This window comes from Arthrobacter sp. zg-Y1219 (assembly GCF_030125545.1).
Taxonomy (GTDB): domain Bacteria; phylum Actinomycetota; class Actinomycetes; order Actinomycetales; family Micrococcaceae; genus Arthrobacter_B.
The window spans coordinates 52,320-73,897 of record NZ_JASKLY010000014.1; the positions used below are offsets into that span (position 1 = coordinate 52,320).

At 66.5% G+C, this 21,578-nt stretch carries 15 protein-coding genes and 1 pseudogene; 9 read left to right on the plus strand and 7 right to left on the minus strand.

The window, feature by feature from the left end; translation table 11 throughout:
* Nucleotides 1-47 precede the first annotated feature (47 nt).
* The 3 genes from ftsR to QNO00_RS11565 all read left to right on the plus strand — a co-directional run bounded on the left by ftsR (nt 48) and on the right by QNO00_RS11565 (nt 2,161).
* Entirely contained in the window at nt 48-818 is a 771-nt protein-coding gene (ftsR, locus tag QNO00_RS11555) for a transcriptional regulator FtsR (RefSeq protein WP_284024608.1), read from the plus strand.
* Between the two features lie 5 nt (nt 819-823).
* Nucleotides 824-1,324 (plus strand): bifunctional nuclease family protein, encoded by a 501-nt coding sequence (locus tag QNO00_RS11560; protein ID WP_229967025.1) that lies wholly within the window; start codon nt 824-826, stop codon nt 1,322-1,324.
* A gap of 249 nt (nt 1,325-1,573) precedes the next feature.
* Nucleotides 1,574-2,161, plus strand: coding sequence for a MerR family transcriptional regulator (locus QNO00_RS11565; RefSeq protein ID WP_284015990.1), 588 nt, complete (start codon nt 1,574-1,576; stop codon nt 2,159-2,161).
* Between the two features lie 82 nt (nt 2,162-2,243).
* Here the strand turns inward: QNO00_RS11565 and QNO00_RS11570 are convergent, their stop codons facing one another.
* On the minus strand, nt 2,244-3,083 hold the full coding sequence (locus QNO00_RS11570; protein ID WP_284024609.1) for a ParA family protein: 840 nt from the start codon (nt 3,081-3,083) through the stop codon (nt 2,244-2,246).
* A 248-nt stretch (nt 3,084-3,331) separates the two neighbouring features.
* Between QNO00_RS11570 and QNO00_RS11575 the strand changes: the two genes are divergently transcribed.
* A complete protein-coding gene (locus QNO00_RS11575; RefSeq protein WP_284024610.1) occupies nt 3,332-6,739 on the plus strand; it encodes a pyruvate carboxylase in 3,408 nt (1,135 codons plus the stop codon).
* A gap of 101 nt (nt 6,740-6,840) precedes the next feature.
* Complete coding sequence (locus QNO00_RS11580) at nt 6,841-8,253, plus strand: mycothione reductase (protein WP_284024611.1); 1,413 nt, start codon at nt 6,841-6,843, stop codon at nt 8,251-8,253.
* A 32-nt stretch (nt 8,254-8,285) separates the two neighbouring features.
* Here the strand turns inward: QNO00_RS11580 and QNO00_RS11585 are convergent, their stop codons facing one another.
* On the minus strand, nt 8,286-10,094 hold the full coding sequence (locus tag QNO00_RS11585) for an AMP-dependent synthetase/ligase (protein ID WP_284024612.1): 1,809 nt from the start codon (nt 10,092-10,094) through the stop codon (nt 8,286-8,288).
* Between the two features lie 261 nt (nt 10,095-10,355).
* Between QNO00_RS11585 and QNO00_RS11590 the strand changes: the two genes are divergently transcribed.
* Nucleotides 10,356-11,318 (plus strand): ROK family glucokinase, encoded by a 963-nt coding sequence (locus QNO00_RS11590; RefSeq protein ID WP_229967123.1) that lies wholly within the window; start codon nt 10,356-10,358, stop codon nt 11,316-11,318.
* 12 nt (nt 11,319-11,330) lie between these two features.
* Here the strand turns inward: QNO00_RS11590 and QNO00_RS11595 are convergent, their stop codons facing one another.
* Together QNO00_RS11595 and QNO00_RS11600 are read right to left on the minus strand one after the other, a co-directional pair.
* Nucleotides 11,331-11,981, minus strand: a complete 651-nt coding sequence (locus QNO00_RS11595; RefSeq protein WP_284024613.1) for a hypothetical protein — start codon at nt 11,979-11,981, stop codon at nt 11,331-11,333.
* Nucleotides 11,978-12,739: an alpha/beta hydrolase gene (locus QNO00_RS11600; RefSeq protein WP_284024614.1), complete on the minus strand. Its 762-nt coding sequence runs from the start codon at nt 12,737-12,739 to the stop codon at nt 11,978-11,980. The genes QNO00_RS11595 and QNO00_RS11600 overlap by 4 nt, the downstream gene beginning before the upstream one ends.
* 167 nt (nt 12,740-12,906) lie before the next feature.
* On the opposite strand from QNO00_RS11600, the pseudogene QNO00_RS11605 reads away from it, so the two are divergent.
* Nucleotides 12,907-13,581 (plus strand): annotated as a pseudogene (locus QNO00_RS11605) (lysophospholipid acyltransferase family protein); the annotation flags it as partial.
* Nucleotides 13,582-13,977: 396 nt separating this feature from the next.
* On the opposite strand, the gene QNO00_RS11610 reads toward QNO00_RS11605, so the two are convergent.
* Nucleotides 13,978-15,468 carry an FAD-dependent oxidoreductase gene (locus QNO00_RS11610; RefSeq protein ID WP_284024615.1) on the minus strand — a complete coding sequence of 497 codons (1,491 nt, stop codon included), beginning with the start codon at nt 15,466-15,468 and terminating at the stop codon, nt 13,978-13,980.
* A gap of 221 nt (nt 15,469-15,689) precedes the next feature.
* On the opposite strand from QNO00_RS11610, the gene QNO00_RS11615 reads away from it, so the two are divergent.
* On the plus strand, nt 15,690-17,084 hold the full coding sequence (locus QNO00_RS11615) for a class II 3-deoxy-7-phosphoheptulonate synthase (RefSeq protein ID WP_229967011.1): 1,395 nt from the start codon (nt 15,690-15,692) through the stop codon (nt 17,082-17,084).
* A gap of 197 nt (nt 17,085-17,281) precedes the next feature.
* On the opposite strand, the gene QNO00_RS11620 is transcribed toward QNO00_RS11615, so the two are convergent.
* Nucleotides 17,282-19,477: a Stk1 family PASTA domain-containing Ser/Thr kinase gene (locus tag QNO00_RS11620; protein WP_284024616.1), complete on the minus strand. Its 2,196-nt coding sequence runs from the start codon at nt 19,475-19,477 to the stop codon at nt 17,282-17,284.
* 87 nt (nt 19,478-19,564) lie between these two features.
* The gene (locus tag QNO00_RS11625) at nt 19,565-20,845 is read right to left on the minus strand and encodes a LysM peptidoglycan-binding domain-containing protein (protein WP_284024617.1); all 1,281 of its coding nucleotides are present in this window, start codon (nt 20,843-20,845) and stop codon (nt 19,565-19,567) included.
* Between the two features lie 278 nt (nt 20,846-21,123).
* Here QNO00_RS11625 and QNO00_RS11630 point away from each other — a divergent pair, with 278 nt between their 5' ends.
* Nucleotides 21,124-21,477, plus strand: coding sequence for an Rv2175c family DNA-binding protein (locus QNO00_RS11630; RefSeq protein WP_229966987.1), 354 nt, complete (start codon nt 21,124-21,126; stop codon nt 21,475-21,477).
* Nucleotides 21,478-21,578 lie beyond the last annotated feature (101 nt).

Consider the following 21,578-nt stretch of genomic DNA (forward strand, 5'->3'; position numbering starts at 1 on the left):
GGCTCCTGCCGGATGTCCACGGGATTACTGAGGAATAGGTACTAGGTATGTCAGCATCACAGCCCGTCAGGCGGACCCTGGGTACGGGGAACGAGCGCCTGCGCGGCCGTGTGCTCAATATCGGTGAGGTCCTCAGTGAACTCAGCGCCGATTTCCCCGGGATCAGCGCCTCCAAAATCCGGTTCCTCGAGGAAAAGGGCCTGGTCACTCCGCAGCGGACCGCGGCAGGCTACCGGAAATACACCTCGGCCGACGTCGAGCGGTTGCGGTTCGTCCTGGCGCTGCAGCGGGACCAGTACCTGCCGCTGAAAATCATCAAGGACTACCTGGATGCCATCGACCGGGGCGAGCGTCCCGAATCGTTGCCCGGAGGAATGTCGCTGACGCCGCGGGCCGTGTCCGAGCAGCTGGCGGGGGAGTTGTCCGCCCGCACGTTCGCCCGCGCCCTGACATTCGCCGAGCTGGTCCGGGAATCCGGTGCCTCGGCCGATCTGGTGCGAAACCTCGCCGGTTACGGACTGATTGCCTCCGCCGACAACGGTGCGGAGCAGGGTGCCTTCGACGAACATGCACTCAAGATTGCGAAGGCGTGCGCCAAGCTCCAGGCCCACGGGATTGAACCCCGGCATCTGCGCCCGTTCCGAGCCGCGGCGGACCGGGAGCTGGGGCTGGTGGAGAGTGTGGTGGCACCGCTGGCTTCGCGGCGCGACGTCTCCTCCAAGGCGCGGGCAGCCGAGACGGCGCGAGAGATCAGTGATCTGTGCCTGAACCTGCACAGTGCCCTGGTCAACGGGCATATCGCACGAATGGAAGGCTGAGGAGCATGCGTGAAGTCGAAGTGGTCGGTGTCCGGATCGAGCTGCCGTCCAACCAGCCGCTGGTCCTGCTCAAGGAACTGAACGGCGAACGTCATCTGCCCATCTGGATCGGTGCTCCGGAAGCCAGCGCCATCGCCTTTGTCCAGCAGGGCATCGTGCCGCCCCGGCCCATGACACACGACCTGTTGGCTTCAGTGGTGGCTGCCCTGGGCCGCAGCGTCAGCGAGGTGCGGCTGGTGTCCGTCGAGGACACGGTCTTCTATGCCGAGCTGGTTTTCGACAATGGAGTCACCGTCAGCTCGCGCGCCTCGGATGCGATAGCGGTGGCCCTGAGGGCGCCGTGCCCCATCCTCTGTGCCGACGCAGTACTGGACGAAGCGGGCGTCCGGATTGCGGAAGCCGACGAGGACGAAGACGATGACGCAGACCAGGAGAATGCCGAACAGGAGCTGCGGCAGTTCCGCGAATTCCTGGCCGACGTCGAGCCCGAGGACTTTGAGCGCTGATTCGACACGCCTGCAGAAAAAGGCCCTGCGTCTTTGACCTTGGCCCGGGTCAGATCTAACGTCGAAGCATAGAGTTCCCACTGCACGGTTCTCCGCAAGTCCTTTCCAGGGCATGTCCTTTCCGGGGCCGGTCCTTACAGGATCAGTCCCTTCCCCTGGGAGGTTTTGCGGGGGAAACTGAAGGGAGTCGTTCCTGGCCCCTTGATTCCGTGCCGATCCCCCCTCGGGAACCGCTACTAGGAGGCACAAGTGAGTCCGAAAGGCGATGCCGGCGAGCACATCCACGCCGCTGCGCCGGGTAAGGTTCCCGGAGCCCAGGGCTTGCTGTTCACCGAGGATCTTCCCGTTCTCGACGAGGACGCCGGCTACCGCGGTCCAACAGCCTGCAAGGCGGCAGGAATCACTTACCGTCAGTTGGATTACTGGGCCCGCACCGGGCTGGTGGAGCCGGCCGTGCGCGGGGCCTCGGGTTCCGGCACGCAGCGGCTCTACGGCTTCCGCGACATCCTGGTCCTCAAGGTCGTCAAACGCCTCTTGGACACGGGGGTTTCGCTGCAGCAGATCCGCACGGCCGTTGAACACCTGCGCGAGCGTGGAGTCGAGGATCTGGCCCAGATCACGCTGATGAGCGACGGTGCCAGCGTGTACGAGTGCACCTCCGCGGACGAAGTGATAGATCTGGTCCAGGGCGGGCAGGGCGTTTTCGGGATCGCCGTCGGACGTGTCTGGCGCGAAGTTGAAGGGAGCCTCGCCCAGCTGCCGAGCGAGCGCGTAGGCGACCAGACCTTTCCCGGAGATGAACTGAGCCAGCGGCGGATTGCCCGCAAGATCAGCTAGGCACGCACCATGCTTCATCAGCCAGACACCATACTTCAACTGCAGGCAGCGGATTCCGGTGCCTGCAGTTTTTTATGGGCTGCTAGCTGGCGCGGGGGATGACCCGGTTGCGGACGCTGCCGCTTCCCACCAGGTTCTTCAGCAGGGAGTCGAAGGTGGCGGCGGCCTGCTTGGCCGACTCGCCGGGCCAGTGGTGCACCGAATGGGCCGCACCCTGAATCTGCTGCCAGTTGGCCTGCTCGGCAATCGTGGGGCTGAGCAACAGGTCGCCGAACATCTGATTCATCTCACCCAGCCGGAAGGCGTGCTCGTTGGAGCCGGAGCGGACCCGGTTGGCGATGATCCCGGCCGGGGCAAGATTGGGGGCAAATTCCTTGCGGAAAAGGTCCAGGGCGCGCATCGTCCGTTCGGTGCCGGCCACGGAAAACAGCGCGGGCTCGGCGACGAGAGCCACCCGGTTGCTGGCGGTCCAGGCAATGCGGGTGAGGCCGTTGAGTGAGGGCGGGCAGTCAATGAGGACCAGACCGTAGCCGCTGACACGGGAGAGAAGCGTGGAGAGCCGTTTGAGGTCGCGCCTGCCGAGGTCCGGGCGGTCATAGATGCCGGAAAAGGCGGAGCCCATGGCGACGTCGAGAACGGGCCGGCGCTTGGAATCGCCTGTCCGGGTGCGGCGGTCGTTGGCGACCCAGCCGCTGGAGACCACATTGTCCGCCAGCTGGGCGCGTCGGGAATTCTTGAGCATCTCGCCGATCCCGGGTTTGCCGGCTGCAGTCGCTCCCAGGCCCGTGGTGGCGTCGGCGTGCGGGTCCAGGTCCACAACGAGGGTGGGAATTCCTGCTGCCAGTGCAGCCGATGCCAGTCCAAGCGTTACGGAAGTCTTGCCCACGCCGCCCTTTAGACTGCTGATGCTCACTACTTGCACTTGTTGAACCAAAACCTAACGTGTCTAGGGATCACGAGCGGGGCCCTTGAGAGGCTGCAGGTTCATTCTATGTGACGCCCGGTGGTAACTCCTGCAGGGGCCGTTTTGCAGGGGTGGCGCGAAAGGGAGACTATAAAGAGCGTGACGTCCGACACTGGCGGTCCGCCGCAGTGAAATAATCTGGACTAGAACCCGATGAGGACGGCGGTACCCGGCTGTCCCTCAGCCCGCAACGATGCAGGAGAGTAATGTTCTCGAAGATACTGGTAGCCAACCGCGGAGAAATCGCAATCCGCGCCTTCAGGGCCGCCTACGAGCTGGGCGTGAAGACTGTTGCAGTGTTCCCGTATGAGGACCGCAACTCCATCCACCGCCAAAAGGCTGACGAGGCCTATCTGATCGGTGAGGAAGGGCACCCGGTCCGCGCGTACCTCGACGTTGACGAGATCATTCGGGTCGCCAAGGAATCCGGCTGCGACGCCATCTACCCCGGATACGGATTCCTTTCCGAAAACCCCCAGCTGGCCCGCGCCGCGAGGGAAGCCGGCATCACCTTTGTAGGTCCCGCCGCCGACATCCTCGAGTTGGCCGGCCACAAGGTCCATGCCCTGAACGCGGCACGCGAAGCCGGCATCCCGGTGCTGCGCTCCACCCAGCCGAGTTCGGATCCGGAAAAGCTCCTGGGCGAGGCCGAGGACATCGGATTCCCCATCTTCGTCAAGGCCGTGGCGGGCGGCGGCGGCCGCGGCATGCGCCGCGTGGACACGGCCAAAGACCTTCCCGAGGCGCTCAACGCAGCCATGCGCGAGGCCGATACGGCCTTCGGCGACTCCACGGTCTTCCTCGAGCAGGCGGTCATCCGTCCCCGGCACATTGAGGTGCAGATCCTCGCCGACGGCGAGGGCAACGTTATCCACCTCTTTGAACGTGACTGCTCACTGCAGCGCCGCCATCAGAAGGTCATCGAAATTGCTCCGGCCCCCAACCTGGACGAGAGCATCCGGCAGGCCCTGTACCGGGACGCCGTCAAGTTCGCCAAGGCCCTGAAGTACGAGAACGCCGGGACCGTGGAGTTCCTCGTTGACACCGTCGGAGAACGCGCCGGAGAACACGTGTTCATTGAAATGAATCCGCGCATCCAGGTGGAACACACGGTCACCGAGGAAATCACCGACGTCGACCTCGTGCAGTCCCAGCTGCGCATCGCTGCCGGCGAAACGCTGGAGGACCTGGGCCTGCGGCAGAACGAACTTCAGGTGCGCGGCGCGGCGCTGCAGTGCCGCATTACCACCGAGGACCCGGCCAACGGCTTCCGCCCCGACGTCGGCAAGATCAGCGGATACCGCTCCGCCGGCGGTGCCGGAGTGCGTCTCGACGGCGGCACTGTGTACGCCGGGGCCGACATCAGCCCGCACTTCGATTCCATGCTCGTGAAGCTGACCTGCCGCGGCCGCACCTACCCGGCTGCGGTGAACCGTGCCCGCCGGGCGCTGGCCGAGTTCCGCATCCGCGGCGTCTCCTCGAACATTTCGTTCCTGCAGGCCGTCCTCGACGATCCGGACTTCATCGCCGGCGACGTCGCCACCTCCTTCATCGAGGAGCGCCCCGAACTGCTCAGCGCCCGCGGGTCTGCTGACCGCGGCTCCCGGCTGCTGAACTGGCTGGCGGACACCACCGTCAACAAGCCGCACGGCGAACTGCCCGTGCACATCAACCCGGCAGACAAACTGCCGGCTGATCTTCCGGAGGTCCGCCCCGGGTCGCGCCAGCGGCTGCTGGAACTGGGCCCGGAGCGTTTCGCGGCGGAACTCCGCGCACAGCCGGCACTGGCCGTCACCGACACCACGTTCCGGGATGCGCACCAGTCCCTGCTGGCGACCCGCGTCCGCACCCGCGACCTGCTGCTGGCGGCCCCCGCGGTGGCCGCGCTGACGCCCGAACTGCTCTCGGTCGAAGCATGGGGCGGTGCGACTTACGACGTCGCCCTCCGGTTCCTGGGCGAGGACCCCTGGGAGCGGCTCGTCTCGCTGCGCAAGGCCCTGCCGAACATCTGCATCCAGATGCTCCTGCGCGGCCGCAACACCGTGGGCTACACGCCGTACCCCACTGAGGTGGCGGAAGCCTTTGTCCAGGAGGCAGCTGACGCCGGCGTTGACATCTTCCGGATCTTCGATGCCCTCAATGACGTCGAGCAGATGGAACCGGCTATCCGCGCGGTCCGGGCCACCGGCACGGCCGTCGCCGAAGTGGCCCTGTGCTACACCGCCGACATGATGGATCCGAACGAGACGCTGTACACGCTGGACTACTACATGGACCTCGCCCAGCAGATGGTCGATGCCGGCGCGCACATCCTGGCCATCAAGGACATGGCCGGGCTGCTGCGTCCCGCCGCCGCGGCCAAGCTGGTTGCCGCCCTGCGTGAACGCTTTGACCTGCCCGTGCACCTGCACACCCACGACACCGCCGGCGGCCAGTTGGCCACCCTGCTGGCTGCGGCCAACGCGGGCGTGGATGCCGTCGACGTGGCCAGCGCCTCGCTGGCCGGCACCACCAGCCAGCCTTCGGCGTCGTCGCTCGTTGCCGCGCTGACCAACACGGACCGCGACACGGGGCTGAGCCTGGATGCCATCAGCGCCATGGAGCCGTACTGGGAAGCGGTGCGCCGGGTCTACGCTCCGTTCGAGTCCGGTCTGGCCGGACCCACCGGACGCGTCTACCAGCATGAGATTCCCGGCGGACAGCTCTCCAACCTCCGCCAGCAGGCCATCGCCCTCGGCCTGGGCGAGCGGTTCGAAGCGATCGAAGACATGTACACCGCCGCGGACCGCATTCTGGGCCGGCTGGTCAAGGTCACGCCCTCCTCCAAGGTGGTCGGAGACCTCGCCCTGCAGCTGGTCGGCAGCAACGTCTCACCCGCGGACTTCGAGGAAAATCCGCAGAACTACGACATCCCCGATTCGGTCATCGGCTTCCTCAGCGGCGAACTTGGCAACCCGCCCGGCGGCTGGCCGGAGCCCTTCCGGACCAAGGCGCTCCAAGGCCGCACCATCAAGGTGCGCGACGCCGAACTCACCGAGGTGGACCGCGCCGGCCTGTCCGGCGACTCGGCCACCCGGCGGGAAACGCTGAACCGGCTCCTGTTCCCCGGCCCGGCCAAGGAATTCGCGACCGTCCGTGAAACCTACGGCGACGTGTCGGTCCTGGACACCCGTGACTACCTCTACGGCCTGCAGCGCGGGGTTGAGCACGTGGTGGAACTCGAAAAGGGTGTCCGCCTGATTGCCACCCTTGAAGCCGTGGGGGAGCCCGATGAAAAGGGCATGCGTTCGGTGATGACCACCCTGAACGGCCAGATGCGCCCCGTCCTGGTCCGTGACCGCAGCGTGCAGTCGCAGGTGAAGGTCGCCGAACAGGCCGACCCGGGCAATCCCGGCCACGTTGCCGCGCCGTTCGCCGGCGCCGTGACCATCACGGTCCAGGAAGGCGATGAAGTGGCGGCCGGCGAAACCGTTGCCACCATCGAAGCCATGAAGATGGAGGCCTCGATCACGGCCCCCGTCGCCGGCACCGTGACGCGGGTGGCGATCTCCGCCGTTGAGCAGGTGCAGGGCGGGGACCTGCTGGTGGCGATCGATCCCAAGAAGGAGAGTTAGCCCCAGCGCTTCCGCCGCACGGCGGAAGCACAACGGAAGCACATAAGGACCCCGGGAACCGGTTACGGATCCCGGGGTCCTTGCGGCTCTAGACTGGAATCGTGACTCATTTTGATTTGGCCATCATTGGCTCGGGTTCGGGCAATTCGCTGATCACCCCCGACTGGGACGGCAGGAAAGTTGCCGTCATCGACGGGGGCACCTTCGGCGGCACCTGCCTGAACGTCGGCTGCATCCCGACGAAAATGTTCGTGTATCCGGCGCAACTTGCCGCGGCCGGTGCCGACGGCCGGCGACTGGGCGTCGACCAGACCCTGGAGAAGGTGCGCTGGCGGGACATCCGCGACCGCATCTTCACCAGGATCGATTCCATCTCCGAGGGCGGCCGCCGCTACCGTGCCGAGGAGCTGGAGAACGTCACGCTGTATGAGAACCACGTGCGGTTCGTCGGCGAGCACGCCCTGGAGACCGACGACGGCCAACGCATCACCGCCGACCAGATAGTGGTGGCCGCCGGCTCACGGCCGGTGCTGCCGGACGTGCCCGGCATGGACCTGCCGCAGGTGCACACCTCTGACACCGTGATGCGGATACCCGACCTGCCGGAGCGAATCCTCATCATCGGCGGCGGTTACATAGCCGCCGAGTTTGGATTCGTGTTTTCCGCGTTCGGCGCCAAGGTCACGATGGCGGCGCGCTCCGGTCCGCTGCTGCGTGCCTTGGACGCGACCTTGTCCGCACGGTACACCGAGGAAGTCTCCAAGCAGTGGGACGTTCGGCTCAACACCCAGGTGACGGCGCTGATGGAAAACGCCGACGGCTCCGTCCGGGCGCTGCTGCGCGGACCCGGGGGAGAGACCGGCATGGACGTTGATCTTGTGCTGGTGGCAACCGGCCGGGTGCCCAACACCGACCGCCTTGATGTCCAGGCTGCCGGATTCGACCAGCGTGCGGACGGACGGCTGGCAGTGGACGAATTCCAGCGCGTGCTGAAGGACGGCAGGCCGGTCGACGGCGTCTGGGGATTGGGGGATGTCAGCAGCGACTTCCAGCTCAAGCATGTGGCCAACCATGAGGCGCGCACCGTGGCGCACAACCTGGTGCACCCCGGGGACCTGCGCGCGAGCGACCACCGGTTCGTTCCCGCGGCGGTCTTCACCAGCCCGCAGATCGCATCCGTGGGCATGACCGAGGAGGAAGCCCGCCGCGATACCCGGGCGAGGGGAGTGGAACTGGCCGTGGCGGTGCAGGAATACGGCTCCACCGCGTACGGCTGGGCGATGGAAGACACGACCGGATTTGTGAAGCTGCTGGCGGAGAAGGAAAGCGGGACGCTGCTCGGGGCGCACATCATGGGCCATGAGGCGTCCATGCTGATCCAGCCCTTGATCCAGGCCATGTCCTTCGGTTTGGATGCGCAGACGATGGCCTCGGGCCAGTACTGGATCCATCCCGCGCTGACCGAGGTGGTGGAGAACGCGCTGCTGTCCCTGCGGACCGGCACTGCCCGGTAAATCCGCAGGGACTGCTGCCGCGACGTGCCGGGCTAGACCTTCTGGCCGCTGTAGATGTCTTCCACCACGGCTGAGTAGTCCCGAAGCACCTGGGCGCGCTTGATCTTCAGGGACGGCGTGAGGTGGCCGCTGGCTTCGGTGAAGTCGGTCGGAACCACGCGGAAAACCTTGATGGCCTCGGCCTGGGAGACCGTCTTGTTGGCGCTGTCCACCAGGGCCTGGATTTCGATCTGCAGCTGGGCGGTCTCGGCAGCTTCGGCCACCGTCGTACCGGCCGGCAGCTTGTGGCGCTCGAGCCAGCCGGGAAGGGCTTCCTCGTCCAGGGTGACCAGTGCGGAGATGAAGGGCCGCTGGTCCCCGACGACGACGCACTGGGAGATGATGGCGTCGGCGCGGATGCTGTCCTCCAGGACCGCCGGAACGACGTTCTTGCCGCTGGCGGTGACGATGATTTCCTTCTTGCGGCCGGTGATCTTCAGGAAGCCGTCCGAGTCCAGCTGGCCGATGTCCCCGGTGCGGAACCAGCCGTCGTCGAAGGCTTCAGCCGTCAGGTCGGGGCGCTTGTAATAGCCCTTCATGACGCTGACGCCCCGGGTCAGGATCTCGCCGTCGTCGGCGATCTTGACCGCGTTGCCGGGCAGGGGCGCGCCGACGGTGCCGATCTTGATCAGCTTGGGGGTGCTGACGCTGATGGGAGCGGTGGTCTCGGTCAGTCCGTAGCCCTCCAGGACCATCACGCCGATGCCGTGGAAGAAGTGCCCGAGACGGTCCCCCAGGGGTGCTCCGCCGGAAATTGCATACTGGACCCGGCCGCCCATCGCGGTGCGGATCTTGCCGTAGAGCAGCCTGTCGAAGACGGCGTGCTTGACCTTGAGGGCCAGCGGGATCTTGCCGGCCTCCTGCGCTTTGGACCATTCAATGGCGGTCTTGGCGCCGGCGTGGAAGATCTTGCCCTTCCCGCCGTCCTCGGCCTTGAGCATGGAGGAGTTGTAGACCTTCTCGAAGACGCGGGGGACCACGAGGAGGAAGGAGGGCTTGTAGCTCTGCAGATCCGGAAGCAGGTTCTTGACGTCCGGCGTGTGGGCCACTGTGGCGCCGGCGGTGACGCACAGGACGGAAATGAACCGGGCAAACACGTGGGCGAGCGGCAGGAACATGATGGTCTGCGCGCCTTCGCGGCAAACTTCGGGCACGGCCAGGGCGGCGTTCCGGGAGAGATTCACGAAGTTGCCGTGCGTCAGTTCGCAGCCCTTGGGCCGGCCCGTGGTTCCCGAGGTGTAGATAATGGTGGCGGTGTCCTCCAGCGTGGCCTTCGAACGGCGCGCTTCGAGCTCGGCGTCGGACACTGCTGCGCCGGCCGTGCGGAGCTCATCCAGGCCCGAGCCGTCGATCTGCCAGACGTTGCGCACGGCGTCGAGATCTTCCTCCACACCGGCCTGCCGGACCACGTTCTCATGGCGGGCGGCTTCGACGACCACGGCGACGGCACCGGAATCACCGAGGATCCAGGCCACCTGGGAGGGCGATGAGGTCTCGTAAATCGGCACGGAGACCGCCCCGGCAAACCACAGGGCAAAGTCCACGAGCGTCCACTCGTACCGGGTGCGGGCCATGATGCCCACGCGGTCGCCCGGTTGGATGCCGGAGGCGGCGAAGCCCTTGGCGAGCAGCCGGACGTCCTTCAGGAAATCAGTGGCGGTGATGGGCTGCCAGGTGTCGTCGGCTGCCCGAACCGAGAAAAGGGCCGGATTGGAGGCCTTGGCCGCCTGTTCCAGCAGTAGGTCGGTGGTGTTTGTCTCCAATGGTGATTCCACCAGAGGGGGGACACTGTATTCACGCACGATAGCTCCTTTGATATCCGGCCGGCCCGCAGGCGTTACCGCAGACTTTACCGCACAACCTATAACGTGGGTCACATAAAATACCCGCCAGTAACTTCTCGAAGCAATAACGCTTTCGCTGGCGGACCGGCCGGTGAATACAATTGGTTGTTGATGCGTCCCGTTAACCCAGCGCCCGTTCCCCGTTCTTCCCCGATCCTTTGGCAGCGCCGTGCCATTGAGCCCTTCCCCGCCCGCCGTCCCATCCGGCTGCCGAACCGGATGCGGCGACGCGGGCTGGCCATCGGGATCGATATCGGCGGCACCAAGGTGGCCGCGGGCCTGGTCGACGGCGACGGCCGCATCATTGCCGAAGCCCGCCGCGCCACTCCCGGCCAGGATCCGCGCGAGGTCGAGTCCGTCATCGTGGACCTGGTGCGGGAACTGTCCGCGAACCACCACGTGTGGTCCGTCGGCATCGGCGCCGCCGGCTGGATGGACCTTGCCGGCAGCACGGTGCTCTTCAGCCCCCATTTGGCCTGGCGCAACGAACCGCTGCGGGAGAACCTCGAACGGCTGCTGCGCCGGCGCGTGTACCTGGTCAACGATGCCGACGGCGCTGCTTGGGCAGAGTGGCGCTTCGGGTCCGGACTGGGCCAGAGCCGGATGGTCTGCGTGACGCTCGGCACCGGAATCGGTGGTGCCATGGTGATGGACGGCCGGCTGGAGCGGGGAAGGTTCGGCGTGGCGGGAGAGTTCGGCCACCAGATCATCATGCCGTCCGGGCAACGCTGCGAGTGCGGAAACCGCGGCTGCTGGGAGCAGTATGCCTCAGGCAATGCGCTGGGTCGGGAAGCCCGTGAACTGGCCGCCGCAAACTCCCCGGTGGCCCAGGAACTGCTGCGGGCCGTGGACGGCGACATCAGTGCCATCACCGGCGCCGTGGTCACCAGGATGGCACTTGAGGGCGACCAGACGTCAGTGGAACTGCTGGAAGAGGTCGGTCAGTGGCTTGGCCTCGGACTGGCGAACCTGGCGGCCGCGCTGGATCCGGGAATGTTTGTCATCGGCGGAGGCCTGAGCGCTGCCGGTGACCTGTTGCTGGAACCCGCCCGCAGGTCCTTCGCCCGGAACCTGACCGGCCGCGGGTTCCGGCCCGCGGCGCGGCTGGAACTGGCCGCCCTCGGGCCCGCTGCCGGCATGATCGGTGCCGCTGACCTGTCCCGGATTGCAGCCCGGCGCTGAGTTCAGCTGCCCTTAGACGGCGGCGCCGTCGTCATCGCGGTGCTGGGGCAACCGGAAGAGCAAATAGCCCACGGCCACACCGAAGAGGGCCACCAAGCCGAGTATGACGGCCAGCGGAGCTCCGCGCCAAAACATGGCGAACAGCAGCAGCAGGAGGGGCCCGCCCAAAGCGCCGATCCACGCCAGGACCACGAGCGGCTCACCGGTGCTGAACGGCGGCGGTTCGGGCGGCACAAACTCACCCTCCGACTCGAGTTCCTCGGGCTCGTCGTAATCCCGGGGGCCCCGCGGCGGCTGTGCGCGGAACGGCTGGTTCTCGAAAATGGCGCGGGTGCGCTCGGCGGGGGAGCGCGGAACGGGGCCGCGGGCCGGGGTGCCTTCACCGGAGCCCGGCTTGGCAGCAGTTTCGGCTCCGCCGGTCCCGGAGGGAGTTTCGGGGTGAGCCCCTTCGTCCGCGCCCGCCGGCGATGGTGAACCAGCCGCATCCGGCCCGGACGCCGTCGCTCCGGGTTTGATCCGGGACCCTTCGGAGCTGCCGTGTCCGCCGGGTGCATCCCGGCCGCCGTGCGTCTCATCAGCCGGCATATTCTCCAGCCGGGCCACGAGGTCCAGCCAGACGGCGTTGTCAGTGGACTCGTTGCGTTCCGGTTCGCGTTCTTTCATGCTGGCGCACCTGCGCTGATCCTTTGGATGAACTGGTGGGAACGGTCAAAAATCAAGGGAGCATCATGATCCATGGTTGCCACATGATAGCTGTTTTCCAAGGGGACCACCTCCAGTTCGCTGCCCAGATACCTGCGCAGGACGTCCATGCTGGAGTCCGGGACCACCGAGTCCACCGTCGAGCGGAAGGCGAGGACCGGTGCCGTGATCCGCGGCAGCACCGCCGTCGTGTCCTTGAACAGCCGCATGAGCTGGTGAACGCCGCCCACGGGGGTCCGCAGGTAGGCACCTTCATCCTGGCCGTCGAGCTTGATGTTGTTGGCAATCGCCGGTACTGAACGCTGAACGTACTTCAGGAGTCCCGAGTACCTGGCCCGCGGATCATCGATGGTCAGTCCCGGATTCACCACCGCCACCCCGGCGACGGGGCGGTGTGCGGCAAGGCGGAGGGCCAGCGTCCCGCCCATGGACAAGCCCGCGGCGACCACGCTGTCGGTCCGCTCTGCGAGTTGCTGGTACGACCGGTCGTAGGCGTCATACCAGAGCTCCCAGGGAGTGCGGGCCAGCTCCTGCCAGGTGGTTCCGTGTCCGGGCAGCAGCGGCAGGCTCACCGCGTAGCCCTGGGCGGAGAGGTGCCGGGCCCAGGCGGCAAGGCTGACCGGGGACCCGGTGAAGCCGTGGCTCAGGAGAACGCCGGTGGCTGCATTCACGCCTTGCCCGTCGCTGGTAAAGGCGGCTGCGCCCGGTGGGAGAGTCATACCTCTATGGTTGCATTCAGGAGGCTGATTTCCACCCCCGTAACGCCCAAAGTTGCGTCGCCGCCGAGAGTCGAAATTCAACGCAGCCGGGAGGGCGCATAGAGTAGGAGTTGGGAAACCAAACCGGGTCCCTGATTTGTTATGTCCGGACGGGAGAGCTGGCTTACGTGTTCTATTGGGTGATGAAGACCATTTTCATCGGACCGGTGGTCAATCTGCTCTTCAGACCCTGGGTTAAAGGCATGAACAATGTGCCCGAAACCGGTCCGGCCGTGCTGGTGAGCAACCACTTGTCCTTCTCCGATTCGATCTTCCTGCCGCTGGCGGTGCCGCGTCCCGTGAGCTTTCTGGCGAAGTCGGAGTACTTCACGGGCAAGGGGATCAAGGGCAAGCTCACTGCCGCTTTCTTCCGGCTCACCAACCAGCTCCCGATGGACCGTTCCGGCGGTGCGGCATCAGCCAGCTCCCTCAGCGCCGGCGTGGACGTCCTGGAGAACGGGGGACTGCTCGGCATCTACCCCGAGGGCACGCGCAGCCCGGACGGCCGGCTGTACCGCGGCAAGACCGGCGTGGCCAAACTGGTGCTGAAAACCGGCGTCCCGGTGATTCCGGTGGCCATGATCGGCACTGACAAGGTCCAGCCGATCGGCCGGAAGATCCCCAACATCCGCCGCATCGGCATCATCGTCGGCGAGCCGCTGGACTTCTCCCGGTACGCGGGCATGGAGAACGACCGGTTCATCCAGCGCTCGGTGACCGATGAAATCATGTACGAGCTGATGCGTCTGTCAGGCCAGGAATACGTTGACGTGTACGCCAGCACCATGAAGGAAAAGCAGGCCGCGGCCCGCAAGGTTTCCAAGGGAGCCGAGGCCCGCAGCGCAGCGGTGCGTCTGCCCGAGCCGGGCACCGCCGCCTCGAAGGCGGTCGGATCCTCAGCTGCCGCAGCGGTGCCCGCGGAACCCGGCGGCCGCACCCATCCGGCAGCGGAGCATGGCACCGCCGGCACCGGCGACGGCTCGGCGCCTTCACCAGGGTCGGCACCCGGACAGGAGCCGGCAGCCGCCGAAACGCCGTCCCGGCGGAAATCGCTGCGGAAGCCCGGCACGGTGACGATCATTGGCCGCCGGAAAACGCCGCCCGCATCGGCGGGTCCCGCGGCATCCACGGGTGCCGAACCCGAGGACACGGAACCCCACAGCGCCTAGTCTGCCGCCGTCGTCCGGCTTATCCGGGCCTTACCCGGCTGGGGCTTCCGCTTGCTCCGCTGCCGCTGCGCCGGCGCGCCGGCCAAAGAAGGTTCCGTCGCCCAGGGACGTGCCGCTGATGTAGCCGTGGCCGTGCAGGCCCGAGGTGACCCGGCCGGCGGCATAAAGTCCCGGCATCGGTGAGCCGGAAACATCGAGGACTTCGCCGTCGAGCCCGGTGCGCAGCCCGCCAAGGCTGAAGACCTTGGCCCCGCCCCGCCCCGAAGCACCCAGCTCCGGCGACGCCATCCCGCGGCTGACGTCGATCGCGGCAAACGGTGCCTCCAGTGGACGCACCCACCGCTTGTCCTTGTGGAAGTACGGATCCTCGCCCGCCGCCGCGTGTCGGTTGTACTCGCTCGCTGAAGCGGTCAGGGCGCCGTCGGGCATGCCGATCTCCTGTTCCAGCTCGCCGGTGGTTTCGGCAACGTAGTGCGGAAGCACGCCCCAGCGTTCGTTTTCGGGCACTTCCTCGAAGGACTTTTCGTCCAGGATGATCCAGACTGCCAGGTCCTGCCGGAACAGGGCGGCCTGGCCCAGCATTCCGGGATACTGGTCTTCGTTGATGAACCGCTGGCCGACGGCGTTGACCAGCATGCCGCGCACCGCCAAGGCCGGCACCAGGGTGATGCCCACCTGGGCCGCCGACATCCGCTGCACTGCTGCTCCGGCCGCCTGGGCCATTTTGATTCCGTGCCCGTCGTCCCCGCCGTCGCTGGTCACGCCCAATCCGATCAGCTGCGGGGCGTGCTGGGCCACCATCTCCGCATTGTCGGCAAATCCGCCCGTGGTCAGAATGACTCCCCGCCGGGCCCGGTAGGTCACCGGCTTTCCGAAGCGGCGCGCAGTAACACCAACAACCCGGGGCCCGTCAAGGATGAGCTGCGTGGCATAAGTATCGGTATGGATCCCGGCCCCCGCTTCCTCCACGGCCCGGCAAAGGACATCCATCAGCACCTTGCCGCCGAAGCCCTTGGCGGTAACCCGGTGACCACGGGGTGCCGGCTTGGCGAGGCCGGTGAAGGGGTACGCGTTTTCACCCAGCCACATCAGGCCGTCGTCGGTGGGAGGAACCCAGGAGGGAGTTCCCCAGAAGGACGGCTTGAACGGGACGCCCTGCTTGGTGAGCCAGTCGTAGTGCTCCAGGCTGCCGCGGCTGTACATCCTGATTTTCGCGGCGTCGGCCGAGGGCCCCAATGCCGCGAGCAGATACGCTTCCATGTCTTCGGCGGTGTCGGTGAAGCCGCAGGCACTCTGGATGGGAGTGCCGGCACCCAGATAGATCTCTCCGCCGGAGGCCGCGGACGAGCCGCCTCCACCGCTGGCGCGTTCCAGGACGATGACGTCGGCACCCCGGCTGCGCGCTTCCAGGGCTGCGGCGGCTCCGGCACAGCCGTATCCGATCACCAAAACGTCGGTTTCGTAGTCAAAGTCGAGGACACTCCGGCGATCCGCCGGTCCCGCCGGTTCTTGCCTGCTCATCATTGAGCCCCTCCGCTAGTCGATTGGTTGGTTACTAAACCATGGGCGGCTCCGGGCGGAAACCCGGTCCCGGCCAACGGGACTCGGTCGGCTGCAGCCGGACCGGGGAGGCGGCCAGGCAGGCACGTGCGGCGGCCAGTGTTGCGGAGCGGCGGGCCCAGATTACGTCAGCCTGCGTGCGCCTTCTGCCCCGGAGCGCTGCAGACAGTACCCTTGAAGGCGTGACTTACACTCCTGTAGACAACGCGTCAGATTTTTCCACCGCTCCCCGGCAGGGCGCGGCGGACTATCCGGGCCTGGACGACTGGCGGTCCCTGCCGGCTCTCCAGCAGCCGTCGTGGCAGGACCACCCCGGGTATCCGGCGGCAGTCGCCGAACTGTCGATGGTCCCTCCGCTGGTCTTCGCCGGAGAGGTCGACATCCTCCGTGACCGGCTGGCAGCCGCAGCCCAGGGCAAGGCGTTCCTGCTGCAGGGCGGTGACTGTGCCGAGACCTTCGACGGTGCAACCGCTGACAAGATCAGTGCCCGGGTAAAAACCATCCTGCAGATGGCAGTTGTCCTGACCTACGGCGCCTCGCTGCCCGTCATCAAGATGGGCCGGATGGCCGGCCAGTTCGCCAAGCCGCGTTCCTCCAACGACGAGACCCGGGCGGGCGTGACGCTGCCCGCCTACCGCGGCGACATGGTCAACGGCTACGACTTCACTCCGGAGTCCCGCGAGCACAACCCGGCACGGATGGTCCGCGCCTACCATACGTCCGCTTCGACCCTGAACCTCATCCGGGCGTTCACCCAGGGCGGGTTTGCCGACCTGCGCCTGGTGCACCACTGGAACAAGGGCTTCACCGCGAACCCGGCACATTCACGGTACGAGTCACTGGCCCGCGAGATTGACCGGGCCGTCCGGTTCATGGATGCCTGCGGGACGGATTTCGAGGCGCTCAAGCGCGTGGAGTTCTTCGCGAGCCACGAGGCACTGCTCCTGGACTACGAGCGCGCGCTGACCCGCATCGACTCCAGGACCGGATTCCCGTACGACACCTCGGCGCACTTCCTCTGGATTGGCGAACGCACCCGCGACCTGGAGTCCGCACATGTGGACTTCCTGTCCAAGGTCCGCAATCCGATCGGCGTCAAGCTGGGCCCGAACACCAAGCCCGAAGACGCCCTGGCCCTGATCGACAAGCTCGATCCGGAACGCGAACCGGGCCGCCTGACCTTCATCACGCGGATGGGTGCGCAGAACATCCGGGAAAAGCTACCGCCGCTGGTGGAGCGGGTCACCGCCTCCGGCGCCAAGGTTCTCTGGGTGACGGATCCGATGCACGGCAACACTGTGACGTCTCCGAACGGCTACAAGACCCGCAACTTCGACGACGTCATGGACGAGGTCCGCGGCTTCTTCGAAGTGCACAACGCACTGGGCACCTTCCCGGGCGGCCTGCACGTGGAGATGACCGGCGACGACGTCGCTGAGTGCCTGGGCGGGGCGGACCCGGTGGATCAGGAGGCGTTCCTGGAAGGCTACGAGTCCGTCTGCGATCCGCGCCTGAACCACATGCAGTCACTGGAAATGGCGTTCCTGGTCGCCGGGGCCCTCTCCCGCCAGGGCTAGAGGCCACGGGCGTCCGGTTCCGCCGGATCATTCCCCCGAAATGGCAGTAGGGGGCCCCCCCCCCGCGTGGGGGTGCGCCGCCGGCCCTTTAGGGCGGGGGGCAGCGTGTAGCCCCCGGCAACAGCCCCCCCAAATGCCCTATGGTGCCCCCCCCCCCGAGGGGTGGCCCCCCTACTGCCATTTCGGGCGGAGGAACGCTAGACCACCCGCAGCGTGATGACCGACCCTTCCGGTGCCATCGATCCGCCGCTGGGATCCTGTGACTGGACGATGCCAAGGAGGCCGCCCAGCAGCTCGCTGATCTGGACCTGGAAGCCCAGACCCTCCAGCTGCGCCCGGGCCTCGTCGGGGGACCGGCGCACGACGTTCGGCACCGACACCATGACGGGACCCTTCGAGATGGTCAGCTCCACGGCCGAACCGCGCTGCACCTGGCCGGCGGCCGGTGTCTGGGCGGCAACTGCTCCGTCGGGTGCCTCGCGGCTGTTTACCTGCTCGGGAAGGACTTCCGCCGTCAGTCCGGACTCTTCAAGAATCTTCACTGCTTCCGCCTCCGACTTTCCCACGACGGAGGGCACTTCCACGGGGGCGGGCCCCAGCGACACCTCCAGGTTCACGGCGGCATCGCGCCGCAGCTGCGTGTCCGGCGCCGGGAACTGGCTGATGACCTTGCCGGCATCGACGGTTTCGCTGTATTCCTCGGTCACCGCGCCGACGACGAGGCCGGCATCCGTAATGTTCTCCGACGCCGACTCCGCGGTCCGCTGCACCACGTTGGGGACATCAAACAGCTCGGGCCCCATGCTGATCAGCAGGGTCACCGGCTGATAGCGCCGGATTTCGGCCGGGGCGTCGGGATCCGTTCCCACAGCCAGCCCGGCGGCGACCATTTCGTCGTGGACTTCGTTTGTGGAGTACTGCAGCCCCTCACCGCTGAGCAGGGCGCCGGCCGCCTCCTGCGAGACGTTCGCGACATCAGGAACGGTGACGACGGCGCCCGGCCCGCGGCCGAAGAACCAGCCGGTAAACAGCGCACCGGTGATGAGCAGCACAGCGAGCACGATCAACAGCGCGCCGCGCCGCCGCGGCCGTCCGCGCCGCAGGGAGATTTCCGGGCGGTGCGCGTCCCGGCTGGACTGCCGCTCGAAGGCCTTCGCCTCCCGGCGGGCCTGCCGCCGTTCGGTGCGGGTTCCCGGGGCCGGATGCTGCTCCGGAGCGTTGGCGCCGTCGTCGTCGGCGGTCTCGCCTGCCGGATAACCGCCGGAATTATCGGGAGGCAGGTGCGGGCCTCCGGGACCGCGCCCGCCGGCAGGGAACACCGAGGTCGCGTTGTCGGACCGGCGGATGACCTCGGTGGGATAGGCCCCGGCCCCCGTCGCAGCGGCTGCGCCCGCCGTCGAGATGACTTCGGTGGCACCGGCCGGGGGGCGCGGAAGGGCGGTCGTGGTGTCGGCCTGCAGGGCTTCGGTGACACCGGATGCGGAGGGAAACTGCTCTCCGGCGGGGTCGGCACAGCGGAAATCCAGCTGTTCATCGGTGAGGGACGTCCGAATGTGGCGGAGCTCGCCCAGCAGCGCCTTGCCGTCCACGGGACGGTTGTCAGGGTCAGGCGCAGTGCACCACTGCACCAGCTCATCCAGATCGGGGGCCAGGCCGGGGCAGGCGTCGGACGGCGCCGGCACGGTGGAGTGCACATGCTGAAAGGCGATCTGGATGGGCGCCGTGCCGGTGAAGGGCTGGCGGCCGGTCAGCATTTCATACAGCATGATGCCGGCGGAATACACGTCGCTGCGCTCATCGGCACCGGTGCCGGTGACCAGCTCGGGCGCCAGATAGGCAACGGTTCCCACCAGCGTGCCGGTGTTGGTGCTGGTGGACACCGCACGGGCCAGGCCGAAGTCGGCAATCTTGATGCTGCCGTTGTCGGCCAGCAACACATTCTCGGGTTTGACGTCCCGGTGAATCAGTCCGGCGTTGTGGGCTGCGGCCAGGCCGTCGACGACGGCGTCCAGCAGCGCCAGGGCGAGCCGCGGAGTCAGGCGGGTCCGGGCTTCCAGCAGTTCGCGCAGCGTTTTGCCGGGAACATACTCCATCACCAGATAGGCCAGGTTGTTTTCGGCGAGGCCCTGGTCCAAGACTCCGACGACGTGCGGATGGGACAGCCGGGCGGCGGACTTGGCCTCCCGCTCGAAGCGGTCGAGGAAGCCGCGGTCGGCAGCCAGGTGGGGGTAGAGGACCTTGAGGGCGACGTCCCGGTCCAGGCGCAGGTCAGTGGCCAGATAGACCGTGGACATACCGCCGCGGGCAATACGGGAGAGCACCCGGTAGCGCTCGTCCACCACGGTGCCTACTATGGGGTCATTTCCTCTGGGGTCAGTTCCGGAATCATGCACCCTACGATCCTACGTGCGCGAAAGGGCAGGGCCCGGATCGACACCCGATCCGGGCCCTGCCCTCCTGCGTCAAGCAGCTGCGGCGTCCTAGGAGAAGGACTCGCGGTGCGCCAGCACCGACGCCACATAGCCGCGGGTGTCCTCGAACATGCCATGGGTCGTCACTGAGTACTGGCCCTGGTAGTAGGAGGCAACGGCGTTTTCCAAGCTGTCGCTGGTCTGCATGAGCGAGCTGATGATCGCAACTCCGGCGGTGGCGTTGTCATAGGGATCCAGCAGGTTCAGCTGGCGTCCCACGAGGTCCGATGCCCAATCTCCGGAACTGGGGATGACCTGCATGGCGCCGATGGCGTTGGCGGGGGAGACTGCCCGCTGGTCAAAGCCGGACTCCTGGAAGGAGAAGGCCATCGCCAGGGCGGGGTCGACACCCATCTGCGCCGCCGTCTGGGCCACGATCTGCTGCATCTCGGCCTGCCCGGGCACTGCCGCGCCGTTCAACGCCTGCTTGTTGACGTTGGCGTCGGCGACCACGTCGTCCGGGTACGTGTAGTGCAGGAAGGTGTTGGGAACCAGGTCCGCGGGGGCGGCTTCGGCCGGAGCCGCGGCAAGGGTGGTGACGCCTGCGCCGCCGGAAAGGACGACGACGTCGCCCGGGAACAGGACGGTGCTCTCATCCATGCCGTTGGCCGACATGAGCGCGGCCACGCTGACGCCGTGGCGGGCGGCGATCCCGGTCAGGGTGTCACCGGCCTCGACGGTGTGGTTCGCTGCGGCTGCAGATGCCGGAGCTGCGGCGGAGGCCGAACCGCCGGACAGGGCGATTTCCTGGCCGGGCATGATGACTGACGTCATGGTCAGGCCATTCACCGCCAGGACGCTCTCCAGGCCGACTCCGTTCGAGGAGGCAATCCCGCTCAGCGTGTCGCCTGCTTCCACGGTGTAAGTGCCGGCAGCTGCGCCGGACGTCGAAGACGCTGCTGACGAGCCGCCGGCAGGCAGGCGCAGTTCCTCGCCGGCGAAGATCAGCGAACTGCTCTGCAGGTTGTTCACCCGAAGTACTTCATCCAGCGACACGCCGTAGCGCACGGCAACGGAACTGGCGGTATCGCCGGCCTCAATGCGGTGAGTGGCGGGCACGCTGGATTCCGCGGCAATGGTAGACGGAATCTGGGCGGCCAGCTGCGAGGGCGCCGCAACGTTCGCGGTTCCGGCGGTCAGGTTCTTGATGGCCTGGAGCGGAACCTGCGGGAAAAGCGCAGCGTTCGGGCCAACGGGAGCTGCCTGAGCCGGTTCGGCAAGCACGAGTGCTGACATCATGACGGCGGGAATGGCCGCGGTGGTAACGGCAACACTGAGTTTGCGGGGCATTCCCCTGAAGCTGGAACGCGGGGAATTGCTTCCCTGAATCGACTGAGCAGTCATAAAGGGTTGTTTCCTCATCTGTAGACGGCGCGGCCTTTACCGCAACTCGTTTTAAACCAGTGGCAATAATGGTGCGGGTGTGACAGAAGTGATTTCTGTAACGTAAGCGAATTTACACTACCGCGGGTCTCCGGCCTACCTGAGTAGACACTGCGTCTCGATTTCCATTGAGTAACGAGTGAGGGAAGTGGCTCCGAACGGGGTTCTCGTGGGAACCTAGGAAGGTGACTGAACTTGAGGAACTTGTTTCCGACTGGCTGACCCTGCCCGATGTGGCTGAAAAACTTAACGTTTCCATTACCAAGGTGCACAGCATGCTCGAAGAGCGTGCGCTGGTGGCCGTACGGCTGGGGGAGCGCAAAATCCGCAGTATCCCGGCCGCCTTTATCGCCGACGGCGCTGTCCTGGACAGCTTGAAAGGCACGATTTCCGTGCTGATCGATGCCGGCTACAACGACCGCGAAATGATTCGCTGGCTCTTTACCGCGGATGACTCGCTGCCCGGACGTCCGGTGGATGCCCTGCGCGAGGGGCGGAAGACCGAAATTCGCCGCCGCGCCCAGGCCCTGGGCTGGTAGCGCACAAACACGGATAGATAGTAAGACATTGAAATATAAAGCAGGACGCAAATAACACAGCAGCGGCTCCCAATGGGAGCCGCTGCTGTTGTATTACTGCG

Bases quoted from the DNA above. Each gene is read 5' to 3' on its own strand.
- QNO00_RS11610 (WP_284024615.1), bottom strand. From the start codon at position 15,468: ATGAGCAGGCAAGAACCGGCGGGACCGGCGGATCGCCGGAGTGTCCTC.
- QNO00_RS11590 (WP_229967123.1), top strand. From the start codon at position 10,356: ATGCGGCGACGCGGGCTGGCCATCGGGATCGATATCGGCGGCACCAAG.
- QNO00_RS11600 (WP_284024614.1), bottom strand. From the start codon at position 12,739: ATGACTCTCCCACCGGGCGCAGCCGCCTTTACCAGCGACGGGCAAGGC.
- QNO00_RS11595 (WP_284024613.1), bottom strand. From the start codon at position 11,981: ATGAAAGAACGCGAACCGGAACGCAACGAGTCCACTGACAACGCCGTC.
- ftsR (WP_284024608.1), top strand. From the start codon at position 48: ATGTCAGCATCACAGCCCGTCAGGCGGACCCTGGGTACGGGGAACGAG.
- QNO00_RS11625 (WP_284024617.1), bottom strand. From the start codon at position 20,845: ATGCCCCGCAAACTCAGTGTTGCCGTTACCACCGCGGCCATTCCCGCC.
- QNO00_RS11560 (WP_229967025.1), top strand. From the start codon at position 824: ATGCGTGAAGTCGAAGTGGTCGGTGTCCGGATCGAGCTGCCGTCCAAC.
- QNO00_RS11575 (WP_284024610.1), top strand. From the start codon at position 3,332: ATGTTCTCGAAGATACTGGTAGCCAACCGCGGAGAAATCGCAATCCGC.